Source organism: Pseudomonas sp. NPDC089996 (genome assembly GCF_044748405.1).
GTDB lineage: Bacteria > Pseudomonadota > Gammaproteobacteria > Pseudomonadales > Pseudomonadaceae > Aquipseudomonas.
This window is the reverse complement of record NZ_JBIVGA010000003.1, coordinates 83,562-106,864: the sequence shown is the minus strand read 5'-3', so window position 1 is coordinate 106,864 and position 23,303 is coordinate 83,562. Positions and strand designations below refer to the sequence as shown.

Here is a 23,303-nt window from a genome sequence, read left to right as displayed (position 1 = left end):
AACCGCCGAGGGTTCTCAGTTATGGGCGTGCAGCGCCTCGTTCAGCTCGATGGCCGACTTGTGGGTCTTGCACTCCACAGCGCCGTTCAGCGAGTTGCGGCGGAACAGCAGGTCGGTCTGGCCGGCCAGGTCGCGGGCCTTGACCACTTTCACCAGCTCATTGTTTTCGTCCAGCAGGTTCACCTTGGTACCAGCGGTGATGTACAGGCCGGCTTCGACGGTGTTGCGGTCACCCAGCGGAATGCCGATACCGGCGTTGGCGCCGATCAGGCAGCCTTCGCCAACCTTGATGACGATGTTGCCGCCACCGGACAGTGTGCCCATGGTCGAGCAGCCGCCGCCCAGGTCCGAGCCCTTGCCGACGAATACGCCAGCGGAAACGCGGCCTTCGATCATGCCCGGGCCTTCGGTGCCGGCGTTAAAGTTGACGAAGCCTTCGTGCATGATGGTGGTGCCTTCGCCGATGTAGGCGCCCAGGCGTACACGAGCGGTGTCGGCGATGCGCACGCCGGCCGGGACCACGTAGTCGGTCATCTTCGGGAACTTGTCCACCGAGAACACTTCCAGCAGCTCGCCCTTCAGGCGCGCTTCCAGTTGCAGTTCGGCCAGTTCGCTCAGGTCGACGGCACCCTGGTTGGTCCAGGCCACGTTCGGCAGCAGTGGGAAGATGCCGGCCAGGCTCAGGCCGTGCGGCTTGACCAGGCGGTGCGACAGCAGGTGCAGCTTGAGGTAGGCCTCTGGGGTCGACGCCAGCGCGGCGTCTTCGGCCAGCAGGGTGGCGACCAGCGGCTTGTGGCTTTCGGCCAGGCGGGTCAGCAGGGCAGCCTGGGCGGCGTCGACGCCTTTCAGGGCTTCGGCCAGCTGGGCGGCCTGGGCGTTGCTGAAGGCGATGGCCTGGTTGCCACCTTCATAACCAAGGATCGGCGCAACGGCGGCGACCAGCTCGGCGCTCGGGTTGAGCAGGGGTTGTGCGTAGAATACTTCCAGCCAGGTGCCCTGGCGGTTCTGGGAGCCGACACCAAAGGCCAGGCTGAACAGGGTATTGGACATGTGATTACCTCGTGCGAAATAGGGTAGGGGCTTCAGGCCAGCGCGGCGGCGTACAGGTCGGGCTTGAAGCCGACCAGGGTGCGCCCGCCAAGGTCGAGCACCGGGCGCTTGATCATCGACGGTTGGGCGTGCATCAGTTCGACGGCCTTGGCCTGGTCGAGGTCGGCCTTGCTGGCGTCGTCGAGCTTGCGGAAGGTGGTGCCGGCACGGTTGAGGATGACTTCCCAGCCGTGTTCGTCGCACCAGCGGTTGAGGCTGTCGCGGTCGATGCCTTGGGTCTTGTAATCGTGGAATTCGTAGGCGATGGCTTTGTCTTCGAGCCAGGTACGCGCCTTTTTCATGGTGTCACAGGCTTTGATGCCGTAGAGCGTGTAGGTCATTGTGTGCATTGAGGCCACAGGCTGCCCCAATCTCTCCATTTCCGAATGTCAGTCGCGGGATTATGCGGGAACGATTGTATGAGCGCCACGGGGTGTGCATGTCTTGAGGTTTTCAGTGCTTGTGAGATGTGCATGCCTTGAAAGTTTAAGCGCCTATGAGATCGAGCGCCGCCCGCGCGGCGCTCGATGTCAGCAGCCCCACAGTACCCAAGGCATGCACCTCCAGGCCGATCCAAGGCCAAACCTGCACAACGCACAAGGCTTGAGTATCATCGTGTTACATATTCATCCGCCAACTGCGACTATCGTGCAGCGGCCTCGTTTCGCGATACCTCGCTAACATATTGTTTCAATGGCGATCTCTCGCCTGCGCTGTCGTTTTTTGTATACAAAGGAAGCCTTCACGGATGCAGTCCGCCTACACCGTCCTGATCCTGTTGACGCTGGTAAGTGTCTCGAAGCTGGTCGGGCGCATGATTCCGCTGCCATTGCCCCTGGTGCAGATCGCCGCTGGCGCACTGCTGGCGTGGCCTACGCTGGGCCTGCATGTGGCCCTTGACCCCGAACTGTTCCTGTTCCTGTTCCTGCCGCCACTGCTGTTCGCAGACGGTTGGCGTATCCCCAAGCGCGAACTGTGGCGCATCCGTGGTCCGGTGGTGGCTCTGGCCGTGGGCCTGGTGCTGTTTACCGTGGTCGGCGCTGGATATTTCATCCATTGGCTGCTGCCGAGCATTCCGTTGGCAGCGGCATTCGCACTGGCCGCTGTACTGTCGCCGACCGACGCCGTGGCCGTGTCGGCCATTACCCAGGACCGTCTGCCTACGCCGCTGATGCATATGTTGCAAGGTGAGGCGCTGATGAACGATGCGACCGGCCTGGTGACATTCAAGTTCGCCTTGGCCGCAGCAATCACCGGTGCATTCTCGCTGGCCGATGCAAGTTTCAGCTTCTTCCTGGTTGCCCTGGGTGGCCTCACGGTCGGTGTCGCCCTGAGCTGGCTGATCGGCCGCTTGCGCGCCTGGATGATTGCCCGTGGCTGGGACGACCCAGCCACCCACGTGGTGTTCATGCTGTTGTTGCCCTTCGCCGCCTATGTGCTGGCCGAGCGACTGGGCGTTTCGGGCATTCTTTCGGCCGTTGCTGCCGGGATGATGCAGAGCTGGCTCGACCTGCTGCCACGACAGACCAGTACGCGCCTGCTCAACCGCAGCGTCTGGTCCTTGCTGGAATTCGCCTTCAATGGCCTGATTTTCCTGCTGCTGGGCCTGCAATTGCCGGACATCATCAAGGCGGTGGTCAGCCATGAACCTACTGTCTGGCCGACCCTGGCCTGGCGTTGCCTTGACGTGCTGGCGATCTTCGCCGCGCTGATCCTGCTGCGGTTCGTATGGGTGCAGAGCATCTGGCGGGCGATTGGCGTGGTGCGGCGTTGGCGCGGCAGGCCTGCGCTGGTGCTGATGCCGACGGCACGCTCGTGCTGGTTGCTGACGCTGGGCGGGGTACGCGGCGCGGTAACCCTGGCCGGTGTGATGTCGGTGCCTTTGTTGATTGGCGCAGGCCAGGCCTTTCCCGAGCGTGACCTGCTGATTTTCATCGCGGCAGGGGTCATCCTGCTGTCGCTCATCAGTGCCTGCATCGCCTTGCCGTTCCTGCTGCGTGGCATAGTCAAAAGCCCTGATGAGCGCTTGCGTCAGGAAGTGCAGGAAGCCTGGAGGCGCACGGTGGAGGCGGCAATCCATGCGCTGGAGGCTGAAGAGGTGATCGATGCCAGCGCACCTCAGGATGCGACCCAGGCGACCTTGGCCACCGAGCTGAAGGCGCGGCTGATGGCTGAGTATCGGGATGAGCTGGACAGCTACAACGATACGGCCGAGGCGCGAGCGCTGGCCGAGCAGATGGACTTGCTGGAGCGGCGTTTGCGCCTGCGCGCGCTGAGGGCGCAGCGGCTGGAGCTTTACAACCTGCATCGTCAGCATCAGGTGGGTGATGAGGTGGTGCGGCAGGTGCTGGGGGAGCTGGATCTGAGTGAGGCCAACCTGGGGCAAGTCAGGTAGATCTGTTGAGGGCCATTCGCGGGTAAACCCGCTCCCACAGGTATTGCACCGCTTTCGCGGCTTGCGCTGTCCCTGTAGGAGCGGGCTTGCCCGCGAATGGGGCGCAAAGCGCCCCCGGGCCAATCAGCGGTTTTGCAGGAAGGCGCGAATCCGCTCGGCCGCCTCGATGCACTCGGCCAGCGGCGCAACCAATGCCATGCGCACCCGGCCGGCCCCTGGGTTCACACCGTCGACTTCACGCGACAGGTACGAACCCGGCACCACAGTCACGTGCTGCGCCTCGAACAGGTCACGGGTGAACTCGGCATCACCGCCTGGCACCTTGGCCCACAGGTAAAAGCTGCCGTCCGGGCGCTGCACGTCCATCACCGGCTGCAGGATGTCCAGCACGGCATCGTACTTGGCCCGGTATTGGTCGCGGTTGTCGCGCACATGCGCTTCGTCCTGCCAGGCCGCGATGCTGGCCAGCTGGGTCTGTACCGGCATGGCGCAGCCGTGGTAAGTGCGGTACAGCAGGAATGGCTTGATGATCGCGGCGTCACCGGCAACGAAGCCCGAACGCAAGCCTGGCAGGTTGGAGCGCTTGGAGAGGCTGTGGAACACCACGCAGCGCTTGAAGTCACTGCGGCCGAGTTCGACGCAGGCGCTGAGCAGCCCAGGTGGCGGCGCGTCTTCGTCGAAGTACAGCTCGCTGTAGCATTCGTCGGCGGCGATCACGAAATCGTGCTCGTCCGCCAGGGCAATCAGCTTCTTCAGGGTGTCCATCGGCACCAGGGCGCCGGTGGGGTTGCCTGGCGAGCACAGGAACAGAATCTGGCAACGTTGCCAGACGTCGGCCGGTACGGCATCGAAATCCGGGTTGAAGCCATTGTCTTCCAGGCACGGCAGGTAATGCGGCGTGGCACCGGCGAGCAGGGCAGCACCTTCGTAGATCTGGTAGAACGGGTTGGGGCTGACCACCAGGCCTTCATCGGCACGATTGACCACGGCCTGGGTGAAGGCGAACAGCGCCTCACGGGTACCATTGACCGGCAGGACATGCCGGTCGGCATCCAGCCAGCCGGCCGGCACGCCGAAGCGGCGTTCGCACCACTGGCCGATGGCCTGGCGCAGGGCCGGCAGGCCGAGGGTGCTCGGGTACACCGCCAGCTTGTCGAGGTTGTCGGCCATGGCCTGGGCGACGAACGCCGGCGATTCGTGCTTCGGCTCACCGATCGACAGGGCGATGGCGCGTTTGTCTGCCGCAGGCTTCACGGTACCCAGCAGGGCGCGCAGTTTCTCGAACGGGTAGGGCTGAAGCTGGGTCAAGGCATGATTCATCGGCGCAAGGTCTCGTCAATAAACGTCTGATCGTTAAAAGGTCACGCGGGTCGGGCTGGCATCGCTGGCCTGACCGGCCTGCAACTGCTGCACGATGGCTTCCTGCAGGCGGCTGCACAGCTGCGGGTCGGACAGCGGCTGGTTGTCGGCATCGGTGATGAAGAACACGTCCTCCACCCGCTCGCCGAGGGTGGCGATCTTGGCGTTCTGCAGTGACAGGTCGAACTCCAGGAAGATCCGCCCGATCCGTGCCAGCAGGCCGGGGCGGTCCGGTGCAGTGATCTCGAGGATGGTCACCGGGCGCTGGGCATCGTTGAGGATGGTCACCTGCGGCGGGAAGTTGAAGTGCTTGAGCTGGCGCGGTACCCGGCGCTGGATGATGGTCGGGTAGTCCTCGGGGTTGCGCAGCGCTTCGGTGAGGCCGTCGCGGATCTGCCTGACCCGCTGCGGGTTGTCGCCGATCGAGCCGCCGTCGTTGTCGAGCACGATGTAGGTGTCGAGGGTGAACTGGCTGCTCGAGGTGATGATCCGCGCATCGTGGATGTTCAGGTTCAGCTGCGACATGGCGGCCACGGTCACGGCGAAGAAGTCGTGCTGGTCGGGCGCGTAGATGAAGATCTGCGTGCCGCCCTCGAATTCGCGCTGGGTGGTTTCCTTGATCAGCACCAGCGGCCCGCCATCGGCCGGTTGCTGGAGGATGGCGTCGCTGTGCCAAGCCACGTCGGCGGCGTTGTGCTTGAGAAAGTAGTCATCTCCCAGCTGCGACCACAGCTGCTCGACGTCGTCCGGGTCGGTGCCCTCGCGCACGAGGATGTCCAGCGCGGCCGACTGGGTCTGGCGGATCTGCTCCTCGCGGTCCAGCGGGTTTTCCAGGCCGCGGCGCAGGGCGCGCTTGGTCTCGGTGTAGAGTTGGCGCAGCAGGCTGGCGCGCCATGAGTTCCACAGGCTGGGGTTGGTAGCGTTGATATCGGCCACGGTCAGCACGTAGAGGTAGTCCAGGCGCGTCTCGTCGCCCACGTGCAGCGCGAAGTCGTTGATCACCTGCGGGTCGGACAGGTCCTTGCGCTGGGCGGTGGTCGACATCACCAGGTGATTCTGCACCAGCCAGACGATCAGCCGGCTGTCCCAGGCCGGCAGCTGGTGGCGCTCACAGAACTTCTGCGCATCCACCGCACCGATCTCGGAATGGTCGCCCTGGCGGCCTTTGCCGATGTCGTGGTACAGGCCGGCGAGGTAGATCAGCTCGGGCTTGGGCAGGCGGCCCATGAGCTTGCTGGCCAGCGGGAATTTCTCGGACACCGGTGTGTACTGCAGCTTGCGCAGGTGCTTGATGAGGTTGAGGGTGTGTGCATCGACCGTATAGATGTGGAACAGGTCGTGCTGCATCTGCCCGACGATCAGGCCGAACTCCGGCAGGTAGCGGCCGAGGATGCCGTAGCGGTTCATCCGCCGCAGGTTGCGGTGGATGCCGATCTCGCACTTGAACAGTTCGATGAACAGGCTGGTGTTGCGGATGTCGTTGCGGAAGGTGTCGTCGATCAGGTGCCGGTGTTCGCGCAGCAGGCGCACGGTGTCGGCACGCACGCCCTTGATCTCGGGGTGCTGGGCCATCAGCACGAAGATCTCCAGCATGGCGAACGGGGTGCGCTTGAACACGTTGGGCCTGACCGCTTCGATATAGCCGTCGTGCAGGCGGAAGCGCGCGTTCAGCGGCTGGGTGGTGCCGCTGTCGTCATCGGCGAGGATGACTTCTTCGAAGTGCTGGATGATCAGGTCGCACAGCTGGCTGATGCTCATCACCACCCGGTAGTACTGCTGCATGAACTGTTCGATGGCGCGCTTGGGGTTGTCGTCGCTGTAGCCAAGCAGCGCGGCAATGCTGCGCTGGTGGTCGAACAGCAGGCGGTCTTCGGCGCGGCCGGCGAGCATGTGCAGGGCATAGCGCACTTTCCACAGGAAATCCTGGGACGAGGCCAGCAGTTCGTTCTCGCTTTCCAGCAGGAAGCCTTCGCCGGCCAGGGCGTGCAAGTTCAGCGTGCCGTACTGGCGGCGGGCCACCCAGAGCACCGTCTGGATGTCGCGCAGGCCACCGGGCGAGCCTTTGACGTTGGGCTCGAGGTTGTACTCGGTATCGTTGTACTTGTGGTGGCGAGCCTTGAGTTCGGCGCGCTTGGCCAGGAAGAACTCTTTGCTTGGCCACAGCTGCCCGGTGCCGGTGGCCTCGAGCATGCGCTGGCGCAGCACTTCAGGGCCGGCAATGGTGCGGCTTTCCATCAGGTTGGTGATTACCGTCAGGTCGGCGCGGGCCTGCTCGACGCATTCGTCGATGCTGCGCACGCTCTGGCCCACTTCCAGGCCGATGTCCCAGAGCAGGGTGAGGAAGCGCTCGATGGCCTCGCGGTACTGCTCATGCTCGTCAGCGCCAAGCAGGATCAGCAGGTCGATGTCCGAGTGCGGGTGCAGTTCGCCGCGGCCATAGCCGCCAACCGCGACCAGGGCGATACCGCTCGGGTCACCCCAGTCGAACTGGTTCCAGGCCTGCTGCAGGATGTTGTCGACGAGCCAGGCGCGGGCTTCGATCAGCGGGCGGATCTCGCAGCCTGTGCGAAAACGCTTGTCGAGCACCTCGCCTGCCTGGCGGATGGCTTTCTTGAAGGCGGCGATGGGGCTCGCCTTGAGGGCCAGTTCCGCCTGGAACTGGCCGCGGTCGAACAGCTCGGGATCCACCTGGGGCATCGCGTCGCGTTCCTGTCTGGGGGTTGCCTTGGGTGCAATCAGGCCGAGGTGCGCGGGATGGTGTCGTCCTTGCGCAGGGTGAAGATCTCGTAACCGGTGGCCGTGACCACCAGGGTGTGCTCCCACTGGGCCGAGAGCTTGCGGTCCTTGGTGATGGCGGTCCAGCCGTCGCCCAGCACCTTGGTGTCGGCCTTGCCCTGGTTGATCATCGGCTCGATGGTGAAGGTCATGCCTTCCTTGAGCTCCATGCCGGTGCCGGCGCGGCCATAGTGGAGAATCTGCGGCTCTTCATGGAACACCTTGCCGATGCCGTGGCCGCAGAACTCGCGCACCACGGAGAAGCCGTTCTTCTCGGCGTGCTTCTGGATCACTTCACCGATGTCGCCCAGGCGGCAGCCCGGCTTTACCAGCTCGATGGCCTTGTACATGCATTCCTGGGTAACCTTGGACAGGCGCTCGGCCCAGACCGGTACGGTACCGACGTGGAACATGCGGCTGGTATCGCCGTGGTAGCCGTCCTTGATCACGGTGATGTCGATATTGAGCGTGTCACCGTCCTTGAGCGGCTTGTCGTTGGGGATGCCATGGCAGACCACATGGTTGATCGAGGTGCAGATCGACTTCGGGTAGCCCTTGTAGTTGAGGGGCGCCGGGATGGCCTGCTGGACGTTGACGATGTAGTCGTGGCACAGGCGGTCGAGCGCTTCGGTGGTGACACCGGGCTTGACGTGTTCTTCGATCATTTCCAGCACGTCGGCGGCCAGGCGGCCGGCGATGCGCATCTTCTCGATGTCTTCTGCAGTCTTGATGGTGACGGTCATTACAGGCTCTCTACGGCGCCGCAGGCGGCGCGAACAAACGGGAAAGGCCGGATTCTAGCAGAGCAGGGCGGCATTCTGTCGGGATAAAGGCGGCCATGCTGCGGTCTATGGAAGGCATTCTGGCCTGTTTGGCAGGGTGCTGCAAAAACTGCTGACGGACGTTACCTGATCCGGGTTCCGTTCGCTCGCGGTCTGTGGTATAAAATGCGCCGCTTTCGGGGACGACCCCGTCAGCTCAAACCCACACACGTGTCGACACGATGGCCTGGGTGCCCCGGATCGAATGATTCGCGGGTTGGTCATTGGGATGCGTGGAGGCCCAACCCGACTTATCAAGGAACTATCATGTCCCAAGTCAACATGCGCGATATGCTGAAGGCCGGTGTGCACTTCGGCCACCAGACCCGTTACTGGAACCCGAAAATGGGCAAGTACATTTTCGGCGCGCGTAACAAGATCCACATCATCAACCTGGAAAAAACCCTGCCAATGTTCAACGAAGCTCTGGCTTTCGTAGAGCGTCTGGCCCAGGGCAAGAACAAGATCATGTTCGTCGGCACCAAGCGTTCCGCCGGCAAGATCGTCGCCGAGCAAGCTGCTCGCGCTGGTTCGCCATACGTTGATCACCGTTGGTTGGGCGGCATGCTGACCAACTACAAAACCATCCGCGCCTCGATCAAGCGTCTGCGCGACCTGGAAACCCAGGCCGAAGATGGCACCTTTGCCAAGCTGACCAAGAAAGAAGCCCTGATGCGTTCGCGCGATCTGGAAAAGCTGGACCGCAGCCTGGGTGGTATCAAGGACATGGGCGGCCTGCCTGATGCCCTGTTCGTGATCGACGTTGATCACGAGCGCATTGCCATCACCGAAGCCAACAAGCTGGGCATCCCGGTTATCGGCGTTGTCGATACCAACAGCAGCCCGGAAGGCGTTGACTACGTGATCCCAGGTAACGATGACGCCATCCGCGCCATCGAGCTGTACATGACTTCGATGGCCGACGCCATCATCCGCGGCCGCAACAACGTTGCCGGCGGCACTGAAGTCTACGCTGAAGAAGCGGCTGCACCTGCTGCCGAGTAATAGGCGCTAGCGTCTACTTGGCACGCAAAAAGGGGGCTCTGCCCCCTTTTTGCCACCTTGAAATCCTGCTGTCAGCAACGGCCCCGCATGATGGGCGAGCTGATATAAAGGCAGCGATTTGCAGAATTTAACGCCCGTGACGAGCGGGTGGAATGGTTGAAAAACTTTCCAAGAGGATTTTGAAATGGCAGCAATTACTGCGGCGCTGGTCAAAGAACTGCGCGAGCGTACCGGCGAAGGCATGATGGATTGCAAAAAGGCCCTGGAAAAGGCTGGCGGCGACATCGAAAAAGCCATTGACGACATGCGTGCTTCGGGCGCCATCAAGGCCGCCAAAAAGGCTGGCAACGTGGCCGCTGAAGGCGCCATCGCTGTCAAGACCGACGGCAAGGTTGCCGTTCTGCTGGAAGTGAACTCGCAGACCGACTTCCTGGCCCTGCAAGACGACTTCAAGAACTTCGTGGCCGAAAGCCTTGAAGAAGCCTTCGCCCAGAAGCTGACCGATGCCGCTCCGCTGATCGCCTCGCGTGAAGCTGCTCGTGAAGCCCTGGTTGCCAAGTGCGGCGAGAACGTCAACATCCGCCGCCTGGTGCGCGTCGAAGGTGATGTTGTCGGTGCCTACCTGCACGGCAACAAGATCGGCGCTGCCGTTGTGCTGAAAGGCGGTGACGTCGAGCTGGCGAAGAACATCGCCATGCACGTTGCAGCATCGAACCCGGAGTTCCTGGATTCGTCGGAAATCTCCGCCGAGGCCATCGAGCGTGAGAAGGGCGTCTTCCTGCAGCTGAACGCTGACAAGATCGCTGGCAAGCCGGAAAACATCGTTGAGAACATGATCAACGGTCGTATCACCAAGTTCAAAGCTGAAGCTTCGCTGAAAGAGCAGGCCTTCGTCATGAACCCGGAAGTCAAAGTCGGCGAGCTGGCCAAGAAAGCCGGCGCTGAAATCGTTTCCTTCACCTACTTCAAGGTTGGCGAAGGCATCGAGAAGCCAGTTGACGATTTCGCTGCTGAAGTTGCCGCTCAAGTAGCAGCTGCCAAGCAGTAAGACAGCCCCGTCTGTCGCCCCAAAGAGGCTGCCCGCTCACGCGCGCAGCCTCTTTGTCAAAGCGGGAGCGGCTTACAAGGCCGTTACTCGCTGACGCAGTTGCTGCGTCACGTTAGAGTTACACGCAGGCTCAAGAAGCCTGCCAGAATTTTACAAACGCCGCAGGAGAGATTCGCAATGGCTCAGCAGGGCAGTGGTCATCAGGCTCGCTATAAACGCATTCTACTCAAACTTAGCGGCGAGGCCCTGATGGGCTCGGAAGAGTTCGGGATCGACCCCAAGGTCCTGGATCGCATGGCGCTTGAAGTCGGCCAGCTGGTCGGCATCGGTGTTCAGGTAGGCTTGGTGATTGGTGGTGGCAACCTGTTCCGTGGCGCGGCGCTCAGTGCAGCCGGTATGGATCGTGTCACTGGCGACCACATGGGTATGCTGGCCACCGTGATGAATGGCCTGGCCATGCGTGACGCACTGGAGCGGGCGAATATCACCGCCATCGTCATGTCGGCGATCTCCATGGTTGGCGTGACCGATCACTATGATCGCCGCAAAGCCATGCGCCACCTGAACGCCAAGGAAGTCGTGATCTTCGCTGCCGGTACCGGCAACCCGTTCTTCACCACCGACTCCGCCGCTTGCCTGCGTGCCATCGAAATCGATGCCGACGTGGTATTGAAGGCAACCAAGGTCGATGGTGTATACACTGCAGATCCATTCAAGGACCCGCATGCCGAGAAGTTCGATCATCTGACCTACGATGAAGTGCTGGATCGCAAGCTGGGTGTAATGGATCTGACGGCAATTTGTCTGTGCCGCGACCACAAGATGCCGCTGCGCGTCTTCAACATGAACAAACCCGGCGCCCTGCTGAACATCGTGCACGGCGGCGCGGAAGGAACTCTGATCGAGGAAGTTCAAAAATGATCAACGATATCAAGAAAGATACGCAGGAGCGCATGGGCAAGTCGATCGAGGCCCTTGGTCGTCATCTGGCCGCCATCCGCACCGGCCGTGCTCACCCAAGCATCCTCGATAGCGTCAAGGTTACCGCTTGGGGCAGCGAGATGCCGCTCAACCAGGTTGCTGCGATCACCGTCGAAGACGCCCGCACCCTGAAGATCGTCGCTCACGACAAGAACCTCAGTGCGGCCATCGAGAAGGCCATCCTGACCTCCGATCTGGGCCTGAACCCATCCAGCGCTGGTACCACCATTCGTGTACCGATGCCTGCCCTGACCGAAGAAACCCGCAAGGGTTACACCAAGCAGGCCAGCAGTGTGTGCGAAGACGCCAAGGTTGCGGTGCGCAACGTGCGCCGTGACGCCCTGGGTGACCTGAAGAAGCTGACCAAGGACAAGGAAATCAGCGAAGACGAAGAACGTCGCGCCGCTGATGAAATCCAGAAGCTGACTGACAAGTTCATTGCTGAAGTCGATGCTGCTTTCAAAGCCAAGGAAAAGGACCTGATGGCCGTTTAAGGCCGAGGTTTTTTAATGGAAAAGTCCAAGTTGGCGGCACCGTCTTCGGTGCCGCGTCATGTCGCGATCATCATGGATGGCAACAACCGCTGGGCGAAGAAGCGCTTGTTGCCCGGCGTTGCCGGGCACAAGGCTGGCGTCGATGCGGTGCGCGCGGTCATCGAGGTGTGCGCCGAATCCGGGGTCGAGGTTCTGACCCTGTTCGCGTTTTCCAGTGAGAACTGGCAGCGCCCGGCCGATGAGGTCGGTGCGTTGATGGAGCTGTTCTTCTCGGCCTTGCGCCGTGAGGCCCGGCGTCTGAACGAGAACAACATCAGCCTGCGCATCATCGGCGACCGTTCGCGTTTCCACCCCGAACTGCAGGCCGCCATGCGCGAAGCCGAGGCGCTGACTGCGGGCAGCAACCGTTTCATCCTGCAGATCGCCGCCAATTACGGTGGCCAGTGGGATATCGCCCAGGCTGCCCAGCGTCTGGCGCGTGAGGTCCAGGCCGGTCATCTGCGCCCGGACGACATCACCCCGGGCCTGCTGCAGACCTGCCTGGCAACGGGCGAGCTGCCATTGCCCGACCTGTGCATCCGCACCGGTGGCGAGCACCGCATCAGCAATTTCCTGCTGTGGCAGCTGGCCTATGCCGAACTGTACTTCTCCGACCTCTACTGGCCGGATTTCAAACACGAGGCCATGCGCAAAGCACTGGCCGATTTCGCTTCGCGCCAGCGCCGCTTCGGTAAGACCAGCGAGCAGGTCGAGGCTGGAGCTCGTGCTTAATGCTTAAACAACGCATCATTACCGCGCTGATCCTGTTGCCGGTCGCGCTGGGCGGTTTCTTCCTGCTCAACGGCGGGGACTTCGCCCTGTTCATCGGCTTCGTGGTGACCCTCGGTGCCTGGGAGTGGGCGCGTCTGGCCGGGCTTGTGGCCCAGCCGCTGCGCATCGCCTATGCCGCCGTGGTCGCCGGAGCGCTGATGCTGCTCCACCTCATGCCGGACCTGGCACCCTGGGTGCTCGGGGCATCGGTCATCTGGTGGGGGTTGGCTACCTGGCTGGTGTTGACCTATCCGCGCAGCAGCGAGCTGTGGGCCAGTGCAGCCTGCAAGCTGCTGATCGGGCTGCTGATCCTGTTGCCGGCCTGGCAAGGGCTGATCCTGCTCAAGCACTGGCAGCTGGGTAACTGGCTGATCCTGTCGGTCATGGTGCTGGTCTGGGCGGCGGATATCGGTGCCTATTTCTCCGGCCGAGCCTTTGGCAAGCGCAAGCTGGCACCGCAGGTGAGCCCAGGCAAGAGCTGGGAAGGCGTCTATGGTGGGCTGGCGGTCAGCCTGGTAATCACCCTGGTGGTCGGCATCAGCCGTGACTGGGGCCTGGGCCAGATTCTGCTGGGGCTGCTGGGGGCTGCGCTGGTAGTCATGTCGTCGGTGATCGGTGATCTGACCGAAAGCATGTTCAAGCGCCGTGCCGGCATCAAGGACAGCAGCAACCTGCTGCCTGGCCATGGTGGTGTGCTGGATCGCATCGACAGCCTGACGGCGGCGATCCCGATCTTTGCCGTGCTGCTGTGGGCCGCCGAATGGGGTGTGATGTGAGCAGCGTGCAGCGTATTACCGTCCTGGGTGCTACCGGATCGATCGGCCTCAGCACCCTCGATGTGATTGCGCGGCATCCAGAGCGTTATCAGGTGTTCGCGCTGAGCGGCTATACACGCATCGACGAACTGCTGGCCCTGTGCGTTCGGCACCGTCCGGTCTACGCCGTGGTGCCCAATGGCGAAGCCGCTGCGCGCTTGCGTGATGGCCTGGTTGGGGCCGGCTGCGCTACGCAGGTGCTGGAAGGGGAGGCGGGCCTTTGTGAGGTCGCAGCGGCCCCTGACGTGGATGCGGTGATGGCGGCCATTGTCGGTGCCGCCGGGCTGCGCCCGACCTTGGCCGCGGTCGAGGCGGGCAAGAAGGTATTGCTGGCCAACAAGGAAGCGCTGGTGATGTCCGGTGCGCTGTTCATGGACGCAGTGCGCCGCAGTGGCGCCGTGCTGCTGCCGATCGACAGCGAGCACAATGCGATTTTCCAGTGCCTGCCGGGCGACTATGCCCGTGGCCTGAGCCAGGTCGGCGTGCGCCGTATCCTGCTGACCGCTTCGGGTGGGCCGTTCCGCGAAACGCCACAGGCGGCCCTGGTCGATGTCACGCCTGAACAGGCCTGTGCCCACCCCAACTGGTCCATGGGCCGGAAGATTTCGGTGGACTCGGCCAGCATGATGAACAAGGGGCTCGAGCTGATCGAAGCCTGTTGGCTGTTCGATGCGGCGCCGGCCAAGGTCGAGGTGGTGGTGCATCCGCAAAGCGTGATCCATTCGCTGGTCGACTACGTCGATGGTTCGGTATTGGCCCAGCTGGGCAATCCGGACATGCGCACCCCTATCGCCAACGCCCTGGCCTGGCCAGAGCGCATCGACTCCGGGGTCGCCCCGCTGGACTTGTTCGCCATCGCCCGCCTGGACTTCCAGGCGCCGGACGAACAGCGCTTCCCCTGCCTGCGCCTGGCGCGCCAGGCGGCCGAGGCAGGTAATAGCGCGCCTGCGGTGCTCAATGCGGCCAACGAGGTCGCCGTGGAGGCATTTCTCCAGCGGCGTATCCGCTTCCCGGAGATCGCGGGTATGATCGAACAGGTGCTTGATCAGGAACCTGTGGTGCCGCTGTTGTCGCTGGAGGCCGTATTCGCCGCCGACCAGCGCGCCCGCGAGCTGGCTCGCGAGTGGCTGAGGCGTCACGGCCGTTGAGGCTGGTCGCTATTCCAGGGTTCTGCTGAACGTCATTCGGAGATAGATATGACTGCGCTCTACATGATTGTCGGCACCCTGGTGGCCCTGGGTGTATTGGTCACGTTCCACGAATTCGGCCACTTCTGGGTTGCCCGGCGTTGCGGGGTCAAGGTGCTGCGCTTCTCTGTCGGCTTCGGCACGCCGCTGCTGCGCTGGCATGACCGCCAAGGCACCGAGTTCGTGGTGGCGGCCATCCCTCTGGGGGGCTACGTCAAGATGCTCGACGAGCGTGAAGGCGATGTACCTCCGGCGCTCGCCGATCAGTCGTTCAACCGCAAGTCGGTGCGTCAGCGCATCGCGATCGTGGCCGCGGGCCCGATTGCCAACTTCCTCCTGGCCATCGTGTTCTTCTGGGTATTGGCCATGCTCGGCACCCAGCAGATCCGCCCGGTCATCGGCGCGGTGGAATCCGGGAGTCTGGCTGCAGCGGCAGGCCTGTCGGCGGGTCAGGAAATTGTGTCCATTGATGGCAAGGCGACCAACGGCTGGTCGGCTGTCAATCTTCAACTGGTTCGACGCCTGGGCGAGAGCGGCACGCTGCAGGTGGGCGTACGCGATGAAGGCGCCAGTGCCGAGCGCCAGTTGCAGGTGAAACTGGACCAATGGCTCAAGGGCGCCGACGAGCCGGACCCTATCCAATCCTTGGGCCTGCGCCCATGGCGCCCGGCGGTTTCGCCGGTACTGGCCGAGATCGATCCGAAAGGCCCGGCCGCTGCCGCTGGTCTGAAGACTGGCGACAAGCTGCTTGCCCTGGACGGTGCCGCACTGAGCGATTGGCAGCAGGTGGTGGACAGCGTTCGCGCCCGCCCGGATGCCCAGGTGGTGCTGCGCGTAGAGCGCGATGGTGCGGCCCTGGATGTGCCGGTCACACTGGCCCACAAAGGTGAAGGCAAGGCTGCCGGAGGTTATCTCGGGGCAGGTGTGAAGGGCGCCGAATGGCCTGCCAGCATGCTCCGTGAAGTCAGCTACGGCCCGCTGGATGCCGTAGGCGAGGGGCTTTCGCGAACCTGGAACATGAGTGTTCTCACCCTCGAGTCGCTGAAGAAAATGCTGTTCGGGGAGCTCTCGGTAAAAAACTTGAGCGGACCGATAACCATTGCTAAAGTGGCGGGCGCTTCAGCCCAGTCCGGCGTGGGGGATTTCCTGAATTTCCTGGCCTACCTGAGCATAAGCCTGGGGGTTCTTAACCTGCTGCCCATTCCAGTACTGGATGGGGGGCATTTGCTGTTTTACCTCGTTGAGTGGGCGCGCGGTCGTCCACTGTCGGAACGGGTGCAAGGTTGGGGGATCCAGATCGGTATCAGTTTGGTCGTAGGGGTGATGTTGCTCGCCCTGATCAACGATCTGGGTCGACTATAAAAGCTTCGCTCAATTGCGAACCTGCCGCCTCGATGCGGCAGGTTGTTTATTGCCAGTTGGAATAAAAGGACTTCATGAAACGTCTGCTGCTAACTGCGGTCATGTCCGCACTGATGATCGCTGAAGTTCACGCCGAGTCCTTCACCATCTCCGATATTCGTGTCAACGGCCTGCAGCGGGTATCCGCCGGCAGCGTGTTCGGCGCCTTGCCGCTCAACGTCGGCGACCAGGCTGACGACCGTCGCCTGGTGGATTCCACCCGCTCGCTGTTCAAGACCGGCTTCTTCCAGGACATCCAGCTGAACCGCGATGGCAACGTCCTGATCATCAACGTGGTCGAGCGCCCGTCGGTGTCGAGCATCGAGATCGAAGGCAACAAGGCGATCAGCACCGAAGACCTGATGAAAGGCCTGAAGCAGTCGGGCCTGGCCGAGGGCGAAATCTTCCAGCGCGCCACCCTCGAAGGCGTGCGCAACGAACTGCAGCGCCAGTACGTGGCCCAGGGCCGCTACTCGGCCGAGGTCGACGCCGAGGTGGTGCCGCAGCCGCGCAACCGCGTGGCCTTGAAGATCAAGATCAACGAAGGCACCGTCGCCGCCATCCAGCACATCAACATCGTCGGCAACACCGTGTTCGACGATGAAGAGCTGGCGCAACTGTTCGAGCTGAAGACCACCAACTGGCTGTCGTTCTTCAAGAACGACGACAAGTACGCCCGCGAGAAACTCTCCGGTGACCTGGAGCGCCTGCGTTCCTACTACCTGGACCGCGGCTACATCAACATGGACATCGCCTCTACCCAGGTGTCGATCACCCCGGACAAGAAGCACGTCTACATCACCGTCAACGTCAACGAAGGCGAGAAGTACACCGTTCGCGACGTGAAGCTGTCGGGCGACCTGAAGGTGCCGGAAGACCAGGTCAAATCGCTGCTGCTGGTGCAGCCGGGCCAGGTGTTCTCGCGCAAGGTGATGACCTCCACCTCCGAGCTGATCACCCGTCGCCTGGGCAACGAAGGCTACACCTTCGCCAACGTCAACGGCGTGCCGCAGCCGAATGATGAAGACCACACCGTCGACATCATGTTCGTGGTCGACCCGGGCAAGCGTGCCTACGTCAACCGCATCAACTACCGGGGCAACACCAAGACCGAAGACGAAGTGCTGCGCCGCGAAATGCGCCAGATGGAAGGTGGCTGGGCTTCGACCTACCTGATCGATCAGTCCAAGACCCGCCTCGAGCGCCTGGGCTTCTTCAAGGAAGTCAACGTCGAGACCCCGCCGGTGCCCGGCACCGATGACCAGGTCGACGTCAACTACAGCGTCGAAGAGCAGGCCTCCGGCTCGATCACCGCCAGCGTCGGTTTCGCCCAGAGCGCCGGCCTGATCCTCGGCGGTTCGATCAGCCAGAGCAACTTCCTCGGTACCGGCAACAAGGTGTCCATCGGCCTGACCCGTTCGGAATACCAGACCCGCTACAATTTCGGCTTCGTGGATCCCTACTTCACCGCCGACGGCGTGAGCCTTGGCTACAACGCCTTCTACCGCAGCACCGACTATGACGACCTCGACGTCGACGTGGCCAGCTATGCGGTGGACAGCCTCGGTGCCGGTGTCAGCCTCGGCTACCCGATCAGCGAAACCTCGCGTTTGACCTACGGGCTGAGCGTACAGCAGGACAAGATCAAAACCGGTCGATACACCGTTGATGAAATCTTCGATTTCCTCGAGGAAGAGGGCGACAACTTCCTGAACTTCAAGGCCTCGGTCGGCTGGTCCGAATCGACCCTGAACAAAGGCGTGCTGGCGACCCGTGGTCACTCCCAGAGCCTGACCCTGGAAACCACCATTCCGGGTAGCGACCTGTCGTTCTACAAGCTTGACTACCGTGGTCAGCTGTTCCAGCCGATCAATAACGACTACACCCTGCGCCTGCATACCGAACTGGGCTATGGTGATGGTTTTGGTGGCACTTCCGGCCTGCCGTTCTACGAGAACTATTACGCGGGTGGCTTCAACTCCGTCCGTGGTTTCAAGGACAGCAGCCTGGGCCCACGCAGCACGCCAAGTAACGGCTCTAACCCGGGTACCATTGCCGACCCGGACCAGGACCCGCTGCCGTTCGGTGGCAACGTGCTGGTGCAAGGTGGCGTCGAACTGCTGTTCCCGCTGCCGTTCGTCAAAGACCAGCGCTCGCTGCGCACCTCCGTGTTCTGGGATGTGGGTAACGTGTTCGACACCAATTGCGGCAGCAAACCGGATTGCGAAAAGGTCGGTTTCTCGGGCATGGCCAGCTCGGTCGGTCTGGGTGTGACCTGGATTACTGCCCTGGGGCCGTTGAGCTTCAGCCTGGCAATGCCGGTGAAGAAGCCGGACGATGCTGATACCCAGGTGTTCCAATTCTCTCTGGGCCAGACCTTTTAAGGTCGGCCCTTGCTTAACGACAACGGTTTATCCAGGAGTGCATCGTGCGTAAATTGGCTCAACTGGCCGTAGTGGCCGCGGCGCTAGTCGCCACCCCGGCTTTCGCCGAAATGAAGGTCGCCGTGCTGAACTATCAGATGGCCCTGCTCGAATCCGATGCCGCCAAGAAGTACGCGGTCGATGCCGAGAAGAAGTTCGGCCCGCAACTGACCAAGCTGAAAAGCCTGGAAAGCAGCGCCAAAGGCATCCAGGACCGTCTGATCAAGGGCGGCGACAAGATGCAGCAGCAGGAGCGTGAGCGCCTCGAGCTCGAATTCAAGCAGAAAGCCCGTGACTTCCAGTTCCAGTCCAAGGAACTGAACGAGGCCAAGGCCGTTGCCGACCGCGACATGCTCAAGCAACTGAAGCCGAAGCTGGACGGCGCTGTAGAGGAAGTGATCAAGAAGGGCGGTTTCGACCTGGTTCTCGAGCGCGGCGCGGTCATCGATGTCAAACCTCAGTACGACATCACCCGCCAAGTCATCGAGCGCATGAACCAAGCGCGTTGATATGACCCTGACCATGACGCTCGGCCAGCTGGCCGAGGCCCTCGGGGCCACACTCAAGGGCCCTGAGGCGCTGCTTGTTACCGGGTTGGCCACGTTGCAGGAGGCCGGCCCCGGTCAATTGAGCTTCCTCGCGAACCCGCAGTACCGCAAATACCTGGACAACTGCCAGGCTGCTGCGGTGCTGCTCAAGGCTGCGGATGCCGAAGGCTTTGCCGGCAATGCACTGATCGTGGCCGACCCGTACCTGGCTTATGCACGCATTTCCCACCTGTTCGACCCCAAACCCAAGGCTGTGGCGGGTATACATCCCAGCGCCGTGGTGGCCGAGGACGCCCAGGTGGATGCCAGCGCCAGTATCGGGCCGTTCGCGGTCATCGAAAGCGGTGCGCGCATCGGCGCCAACGTCAGCATCGGGGCGCATTGCTTCATCGGTGCCCGTTGCGTGGTGGGTGAAGGCGGCTGGCTGGCACCGCGGGTCACGCTATATCACGATGTGACCATCGGCAAGCGTGTGGTCATCCAGTCGGGTGCGGTGATCGGTGGCGAGGGCTTCGGTTTCGCCAACGAGAAAGGCATCTGGCGCAAGATCGCCCAGATTGGCGGCGTCACTATCGGTGACGACGTGGAAATCGGCGTGAACACGGCCGTTGACCGTGGGGCACTGTCCGATACCCGGATCGGCGACGGGGTGAAGCTCGACAACCAGATCCAGATCGCCCATAACGTGCAGATTGGCGATCACACGGCCATGGCGGCCTGTGTCGGTATCTCCGGGAGTGCGCGCATCGGCAAGCATTGCATGCTGGCGGGTGGTGTCGGCCTGGTGGGGCATATCGATATCTGCGATAACGTATTCGTCTCCGGAATGACCATGGTGACCCGTTCGATCACCGAACCTGGCTCCTATTCTTCCGGTACGGCCATGCAGCCCCTGGCTGACTGGCGCAAAAGCGCGGCGCGTATTCGCCAGCTCGATGACATGGCCAAGCGTCTCCAGCAGCTGGAAAAACGTGTCGATACCGTGACCTCAGGTGGCCAGCCGGCATCAGAAGGCTGATACCATTTCCTGAGCAAGAGTGAACAGTCGCTAACTGGCTCCTCTTTGGACTGCAAAAGGAGCGTGTGGTCAGCACCTGCGCTCCCTATTCTTATTACAGGCTTCCCCCCGAAATGATGGACATCAACGAGATTCGCGAATACCTGCCTCACCGCTACCCGTTCCTGCTGGTAGATCGCGTGACGGATCTGGACTTCGAAGCCCAGAGCATTCGTGCCTACAAGAATGTCAGCATCAACGAGCCGTTCTTCAATGGCCACTTCCCGGCGCACCCGATCATGCCGGGCGTCCTGATCATCGAAGCCATGGCCCAGGCGGCCGGCATCCTTGGCTTCAAGATGCTCGATGCCAAGCCGGCCGATGGCACCCTGTATTACTTCGTCGGGTCCGACAAGCTGCGTTTCCGCCAACCGGTTCTGCCGGGCGACCAGTTGGTACTGGAAGCCAAGTTCCTCAGCCGCAAGAGCATGATCTGGAAGTTCGAGTGCCGGGCCCTGGTCGACGGCAAGCCGGTGTGCTCGGCCGAGATCACCTGTGCGGAACGCTCCCTATGAGTTCGATTGATCCGCGGGCGATCATCGATCCGTCGGCCAAGCTGGCCGATGGCGTCGAGGTCGGCCCGTGGTCGATCGTCGGCCCGGATGTCGAAATCGGCGAGGGCACCGTCATTGGTCCCCACGTAGTGCTCAAGGGGCCGACACGGATTGGCAAGCACAACCGTATCTACCAGTTTTCCTCGATTGGCGAAGACACCCCTGACCTGAAGTACAAGGGCGAGCCCACGCGCCTGGTGATTGGCGATCACAATGTCATCCGCGAAGGCGTGACCATTCACCGTGGTACGGTCCAGGACCGTGCGGAAACCACCCTGGGTGATCACAACCTGATCATGGCCTATGCCCACATCGGCCACGACAGCGTCATCGGCAACCACTGTATCCTGGTCAACAACACCGCGTTGGCCGGGCATGTGCACGTGGGCGACTGGGCGATCCTGTCCGGGTTCACTCTGGTGCATCAGTACTGCCACATCGGCGCCCATGCGTTCTCCGGCATGGGCACGGCGATCGGCAAGGACGTGCCGGCCTTCGTCACGGTGTTCGGCAGCCCGGCCGAAGCTCGCAGCATGAACTTCGAAGGCATGCGCCGCCGTGGTTTCAGTGACGAAGTCATTCATGCCCTGCGCCGTTCCTACAAGATCGTCTACCGCCAGGGCCTGACCGTGGAAGAGGCAATCAAGGAACTGGAAGAGCTGGCCGGCAAGCATGAGCAGGTGGAGCTGTTCCGCCAGTCCATCGCGAACTCCGCCCGCGGCATTACTCGCTGACATGGCGCAGCTTTGCGTAGCCCTGGTTGCGGGCGAGGCCAGCGGCGATATTCTCGGGTCCGGTCTGATGCGCGCCCTCAAGGCGCGCCATCCCGATATACGCTTCATCGGTGTAGGTGGGCCACTGATGGAGGCCGAAGGTCTTCAGTCCTACTTCCCCATGGAGCGCCTCGCGGTCATGGGGCTGGTCGAGGTACTGGGCCGTCTGCGCGAGCTGCTCAAGCGGCGCAAGGCGCTGATTCAGACTCTGATCGGCGAACAGCCTGATGTGTTCATCGGTATCGACGCCCCCGATTTCACCCTCAACATCGAACTGAAACTGCGCCAGGCCGGGATCAAGACCGTACATTACGTCAGCCCCTCGGTCTGGGCGTGGCGGCAGAAGCGCGTGCTGAAGATCCGCGAAGGTTGCGACCTGATGCTCACGCTGCTGCCATTCGAAGCACGTTTCTATGAAGAACAGGGCGTACCGGTGCGGTTCGTTGGCCACCCGTTGGCCGATACCATTCCGTTGGAGGCCGACCGGGAGGCTGCGCGCAGCGACCTGGGTCTGGCTGATGGGCCGTTGGTCGCCTTGATGCCGGGTAGCCGTGGGGGCGAGGTAGGGCGCTTGGGGGCGTTGTTCCTCGACACCGCCCAGCGTCTGCGCGAGCGGGTGCCGGGCGTGCGTTTCGTGTTGCCGTGCGCCAATGCGGCGCGTCGTGCCCAGGTCGAGCAGATGCTCGAGGGCCGCGATCTGCCGTTGACCTTGCTCGATGGCCAGTCACATCAGGCCCTGGCTGCCTGTGACGCGGTGCTGATCGCGTCTGGTACTGCCACGCTGGAGGCGATGCTGTACAAGCGCCCGATGGTCGTGGCTTACCGCCTGGCGCCGCTGACCTACTGGATTCTCAAGCGTCTGGTGAAAAGCCCCTACGTGTCGCTGCCGAATCTGCTGGCCCAACGTGAACTGGTGCCTGAGCTGTTGCAGGAAGCCGCGACCAGCGAAGCCCTGGCGCAGGCCCTGGCGCCGCTGGTCACCGACGGAGCCCAGCAGACCGAACGCTTTGACGAGATTCACCGTACCCTGCGCCGCGACGCCTCCAACCAGGCGGCCGACGCGGTGCTGGCCTTGCTCAAGGACCGCTGACATGCAGATTGGACTGGATTTCAACCTGGTCGAAGACCTGGTCGCCGGCGTGGACGAAGTCGGCCGCGGCCCGCTGTGTGGTGCGGTGGTAACCGCGGCGGTGATTCTCGACCCGACTCGGCCGATTCTGGGCCTGAACGATTCGAAGAAGCTCACCGAAGCCAAGCGCGAAGCGCTGTTTGACGAGATCTGCGAAAAAGCCCTGAGCTTCTGCATTGCCCGTGCCGAAGTCGATGAAATCGATCGGCTGAACATCCTGCAGGCCACCATGCTGGCCATGCAGCGAGCGGTGGAAGGGCTGCACGTGACGCCGAAGCTGGCATTGATCGACGGTAACCGTTGCCCGAAGCTGGCGGTGCCAGCTGCACCCGTGGTCAAGGGCGATAGCCAGGTGCCGGCGATAGCCGCGGCATCGATCCTGGCCAAGGTGACCCGCGACCGGGAGATGAGTGCGTTCGAGCTGATCTACCCGGGTTACGGAATTGGCGGGCACAAGGGCTACCCTACGCCGGTGCACCTCGAAGCCCTGGCGCGCCTCGGACCGACGCCCATTCATCGGCGTTCGTTCGCACCGGTGAGGGCAGCCTGGGAAGCCCGTCTGGGTGTTACCGATTCTCTGATCTGAGCCTTTGGGGCCGCTTTGCGGCCCTTCGCGGGCAAGCCCGCTCCCACAGGTAC

21 protein-coding genes are annotated in these 23,303 nt (G+C 62.4%); 16 read left to right on the top strand and 5 right to left on the bottom strand.

Features of this window, described 5'->3' with window-relative positions; all coding sequences use genetic code 11:
* Positions 1-15: 15 nt before the first annotated feature.
* Positions 16-1,050: a 2,3,4,5-tetrahydropyridine-2,6-dicarboxylate N-succinyltransferase gene (gene dapD / locus ACIPW4_RS06000; protein WP_027920042.1), complete on the bottom strand. Its 1,035-nt coding sequence runs from the start codon at positions 1,048-1,050 to the stop codon at positions 16-18.
* Between the two features lie 32 nt (positions 1,051-1,082).
* Positions 1,083-1,430 carry an ArsC family reductase gene (locus ACIPW4_RS05995; protein WP_054885379.1) on the bottom strand — a complete coding sequence of 116 codons (348 nt, stop codon included), beginning with the start codon at positions 1,428-1,430 and terminating at the stop codon, positions 1,083-1,085.
* A gap of 407 nt (positions 1,431-1,837) precedes the next feature.
* Between ACIPW4_RS05995 and ACIPW4_RS05990 the strand changes: the two genes are divergently transcribed.
* Positions 1,838-3,484, top strand: a complete 1,647-nt coding sequence (locus ACIPW4_RS05990) for a Na+/H+ antiporter (protein ID WP_400655728.1) — start codon at positions 1,838-1,840, stop codon at positions 3,482-3,484.
* 123 nt (positions 3,485-3,607) lie between these two features.
* On the opposite strand, the gene dapC is transcribed toward ACIPW4_RS05990, so the two are convergent.
* From dapC to map, 3 genes are read right to left on the bottom strand one after another with little or no spacing between them, the layout of a single operon-like run.
* Entirely contained in the window at positions 3,608-4,804 is a 1,197-nt protein-coding gene (gene dapC / locus ACIPW4_RS05985; protein WP_400655726.1) for a succinyldiaminopimelate transaminase, read from the bottom strand.
* A gap of 33 nt (positions 4,805-4,837) precedes the next feature.
* Positions 4,838-7,540: a [protein-PII] uridylyltransferase gene (locus ACIPW4_RS05980; protein ID WP_400655724.1), complete on the bottom strand. Its 2,703-nt coding sequence runs from the start codon at positions 7,538-7,540 to the stop codon at positions 4,838-4,840.
* Between the two features lie 38 nt (positions 7,541-7,578).
* Entirely contained in the window at positions 7,579-8,361 is a 783-nt protein-coding gene (gene map / locus ACIPW4_RS05975) for a type I methionyl aminopeptidase (RefSeq protein ID WP_400655722.1), read from the bottom strand.
* Between the two features lie 345 nt (positions 8,362-8,706).
* On the opposite strand from map, the gene rpsB reads away from it, so the two are divergent.
* From rpsB to rnhB, 15 genes are all read left to right on the top strand, one after another.
* A complete protein-coding gene (rpsB, locus tag ACIPW4_RS05970) occupies positions 8,707-9,444 on the top strand; it encodes a 30S ribosomal protein S2 (protein WP_060512637.1) in 738 nt (245 codons plus the stop codon).
* A 184-nt stretch (positions 9,445-9,628) separates the two neighbouring features.
* Complete coding sequence (gene tsf, locus ACIPW4_RS05965; protein WP_400655720.1) at positions 9,629-10,492, top strand: translation elongation factor Ts; 864 nt, start codon at positions 9,629-9,631, stop codon at positions 10,490-10,492.
* A 177-nt stretch (positions 10,493-10,669) separates the two neighbouring features.
* Positions 10,670-11,413: a UMP kinase gene (gene pyrH / locus ACIPW4_RS05960; protein WP_027920035.1), complete on the top strand. Its 744-nt coding sequence runs from the start codon at positions 10,670-10,672 to the stop codon at positions 11,411-11,413.
* Positions 11,410-11,967, top strand: coding sequence for a ribosome recycling factor (gene frr / locus ACIPW4_RS05955; RefSeq protein WP_400655718.1), 558 nt, complete (start codon positions 11,410-11,412; stop codon positions 11,965-11,967). The genes pyrH and frr overlap by 4 nt, the downstream gene beginning before the upstream one ends.
* 15 nt (positions 11,968-11,982) lie before the next feature.
* On the top strand, positions 11,983-12,738 hold the full coding sequence (gene uppS / locus ACIPW4_RS05950; protein ID WP_085673255.1) for a polyprenyl diphosphate synthase: 756 nt from the start codon (positions 11,983-11,985) through the stop codon (positions 12,736-12,738).
* Positions 12,738-13,553 carry a phosphatidate cytidylyltransferase gene (locus ACIPW4_RS05945; protein WP_400655716.1) on the top strand — a complete coding sequence of 272 codons (816 nt, stop codon included), beginning with the start codon at positions 12,738-12,740 and terminating at the stop codon, positions 13,551-13,553. The genes uppS and ACIPW4_RS05945 overlap by 1 nt, the downstream gene beginning before the upstream one ends.
* Complete coding sequence (gene ispC / locus ACIPW4_RS05940; protein WP_400655713.1) at positions 13,550-14,740, top strand: 1-deoxy-D-xylulose-5-phosphate reductoisomerase; 1,191 nt, start codon at positions 13,550-13,552, stop codon at positions 14,738-14,740. The genes ACIPW4_RS05945 and ispC overlap by 4 nt, the downstream gene beginning before the upstream one ends.
* A 48-nt stretch (positions 14,741-14,788) precedes the next feature.
* Complete coding sequence (gene rseP / locus ACIPW4_RS05935; protein ID WP_400655711.1) at positions 14,789-16,141, top strand: RIP metalloprotease RseP; 1,353 nt, start codon at positions 14,789-14,791, stop codon at positions 16,139-16,141.
* Positions 16,142-16,215: 74 nt separating this feature from the next.
* Positions 16,216-18,564 carry an outer membrane protein assembly factor BamA gene (gene bamA / locus ACIPW4_RS05930; protein ID WP_400655709.1) on the top strand — a complete coding sequence of 783 codons (2,349 nt, stop codon included), beginning with the start codon at positions 16,216-16,218 and terminating at the stop codon, positions 18,562-18,564.
* Positions 18,565-18,608: 44 nt separating this feature from the next.
* On the top strand, positions 18,609-19,112 hold the full coding sequence (locus tag ACIPW4_RS05925; RefSeq protein WP_012270843.1) for an OmpH family outer membrane protein: 504 nt from the start codon (positions 18,609-18,611) through the stop codon (positions 19,110-19,112).
* A 1-nt stretch (position 19,113) separates the two neighbouring features.
* Positions 19,114-20,169 carry a UDP-3-O-(3-hydroxymyristoyl)glucosamine N-acyltransferase gene (lpxD, locus tag ACIPW4_RS05920; protein ID WP_400655707.1) on the top strand — a complete coding sequence of 352 codons (1,056 nt, stop codon included), beginning with the start codon at positions 19,114-19,116 and terminating at the stop codon, positions 20,167-20,169.
* Positions 20,170-20,282: 113 nt separating this feature from the next.
* Entirely contained in the window at positions 20,283-20,723 is a 441-nt protein-coding gene (gene fabZ / locus ACIPW4_RS05915; RefSeq protein ID WP_003252314.1) for a 3-hydroxyacyl-ACP dehydratase FabZ, read from the top strand.
* Positions 20,720-21,496 (top strand): acyl-ACP--UDP-N-acetylglucosamine O-acyltransferase, encoded by a 777-nt coding sequence (lpxA, locus tag ACIPW4_RS05910; RefSeq protein ID WP_400655704.1) that lies wholly within the window; start codon positions 20,720-20,722, stop codon positions 21,494-21,496. Before fabZ ends, lpxA begins: the two co-directional genes overlap by 4 nt.
* Before the next feature lies 1 nt (position 21,497).
* A complete protein-coding gene (gene lpxB, locus ACIPW4_RS05905; RefSeq protein WP_400655702.1) occupies positions 21,498-22,625 on the top strand; it encodes a lipid-A-disaccharide synthase in 1,128 nt (375 codons plus the stop codon).
* Between the two features lies 1 nt (position 22,626).
* Positions 22,627-23,250 carry a ribonuclease HII gene (rnhB, locus tag ACIPW4_RS05900; protein WP_400655700.1) on the top strand — a complete coding sequence of 208 codons (624 nt, stop codon included), beginning with the start codon at positions 22,627-22,629 and terminating at the stop codon, positions 23,248-23,250.
* Positions 23,251-23,303 lie beyond the last annotated feature (53 nt).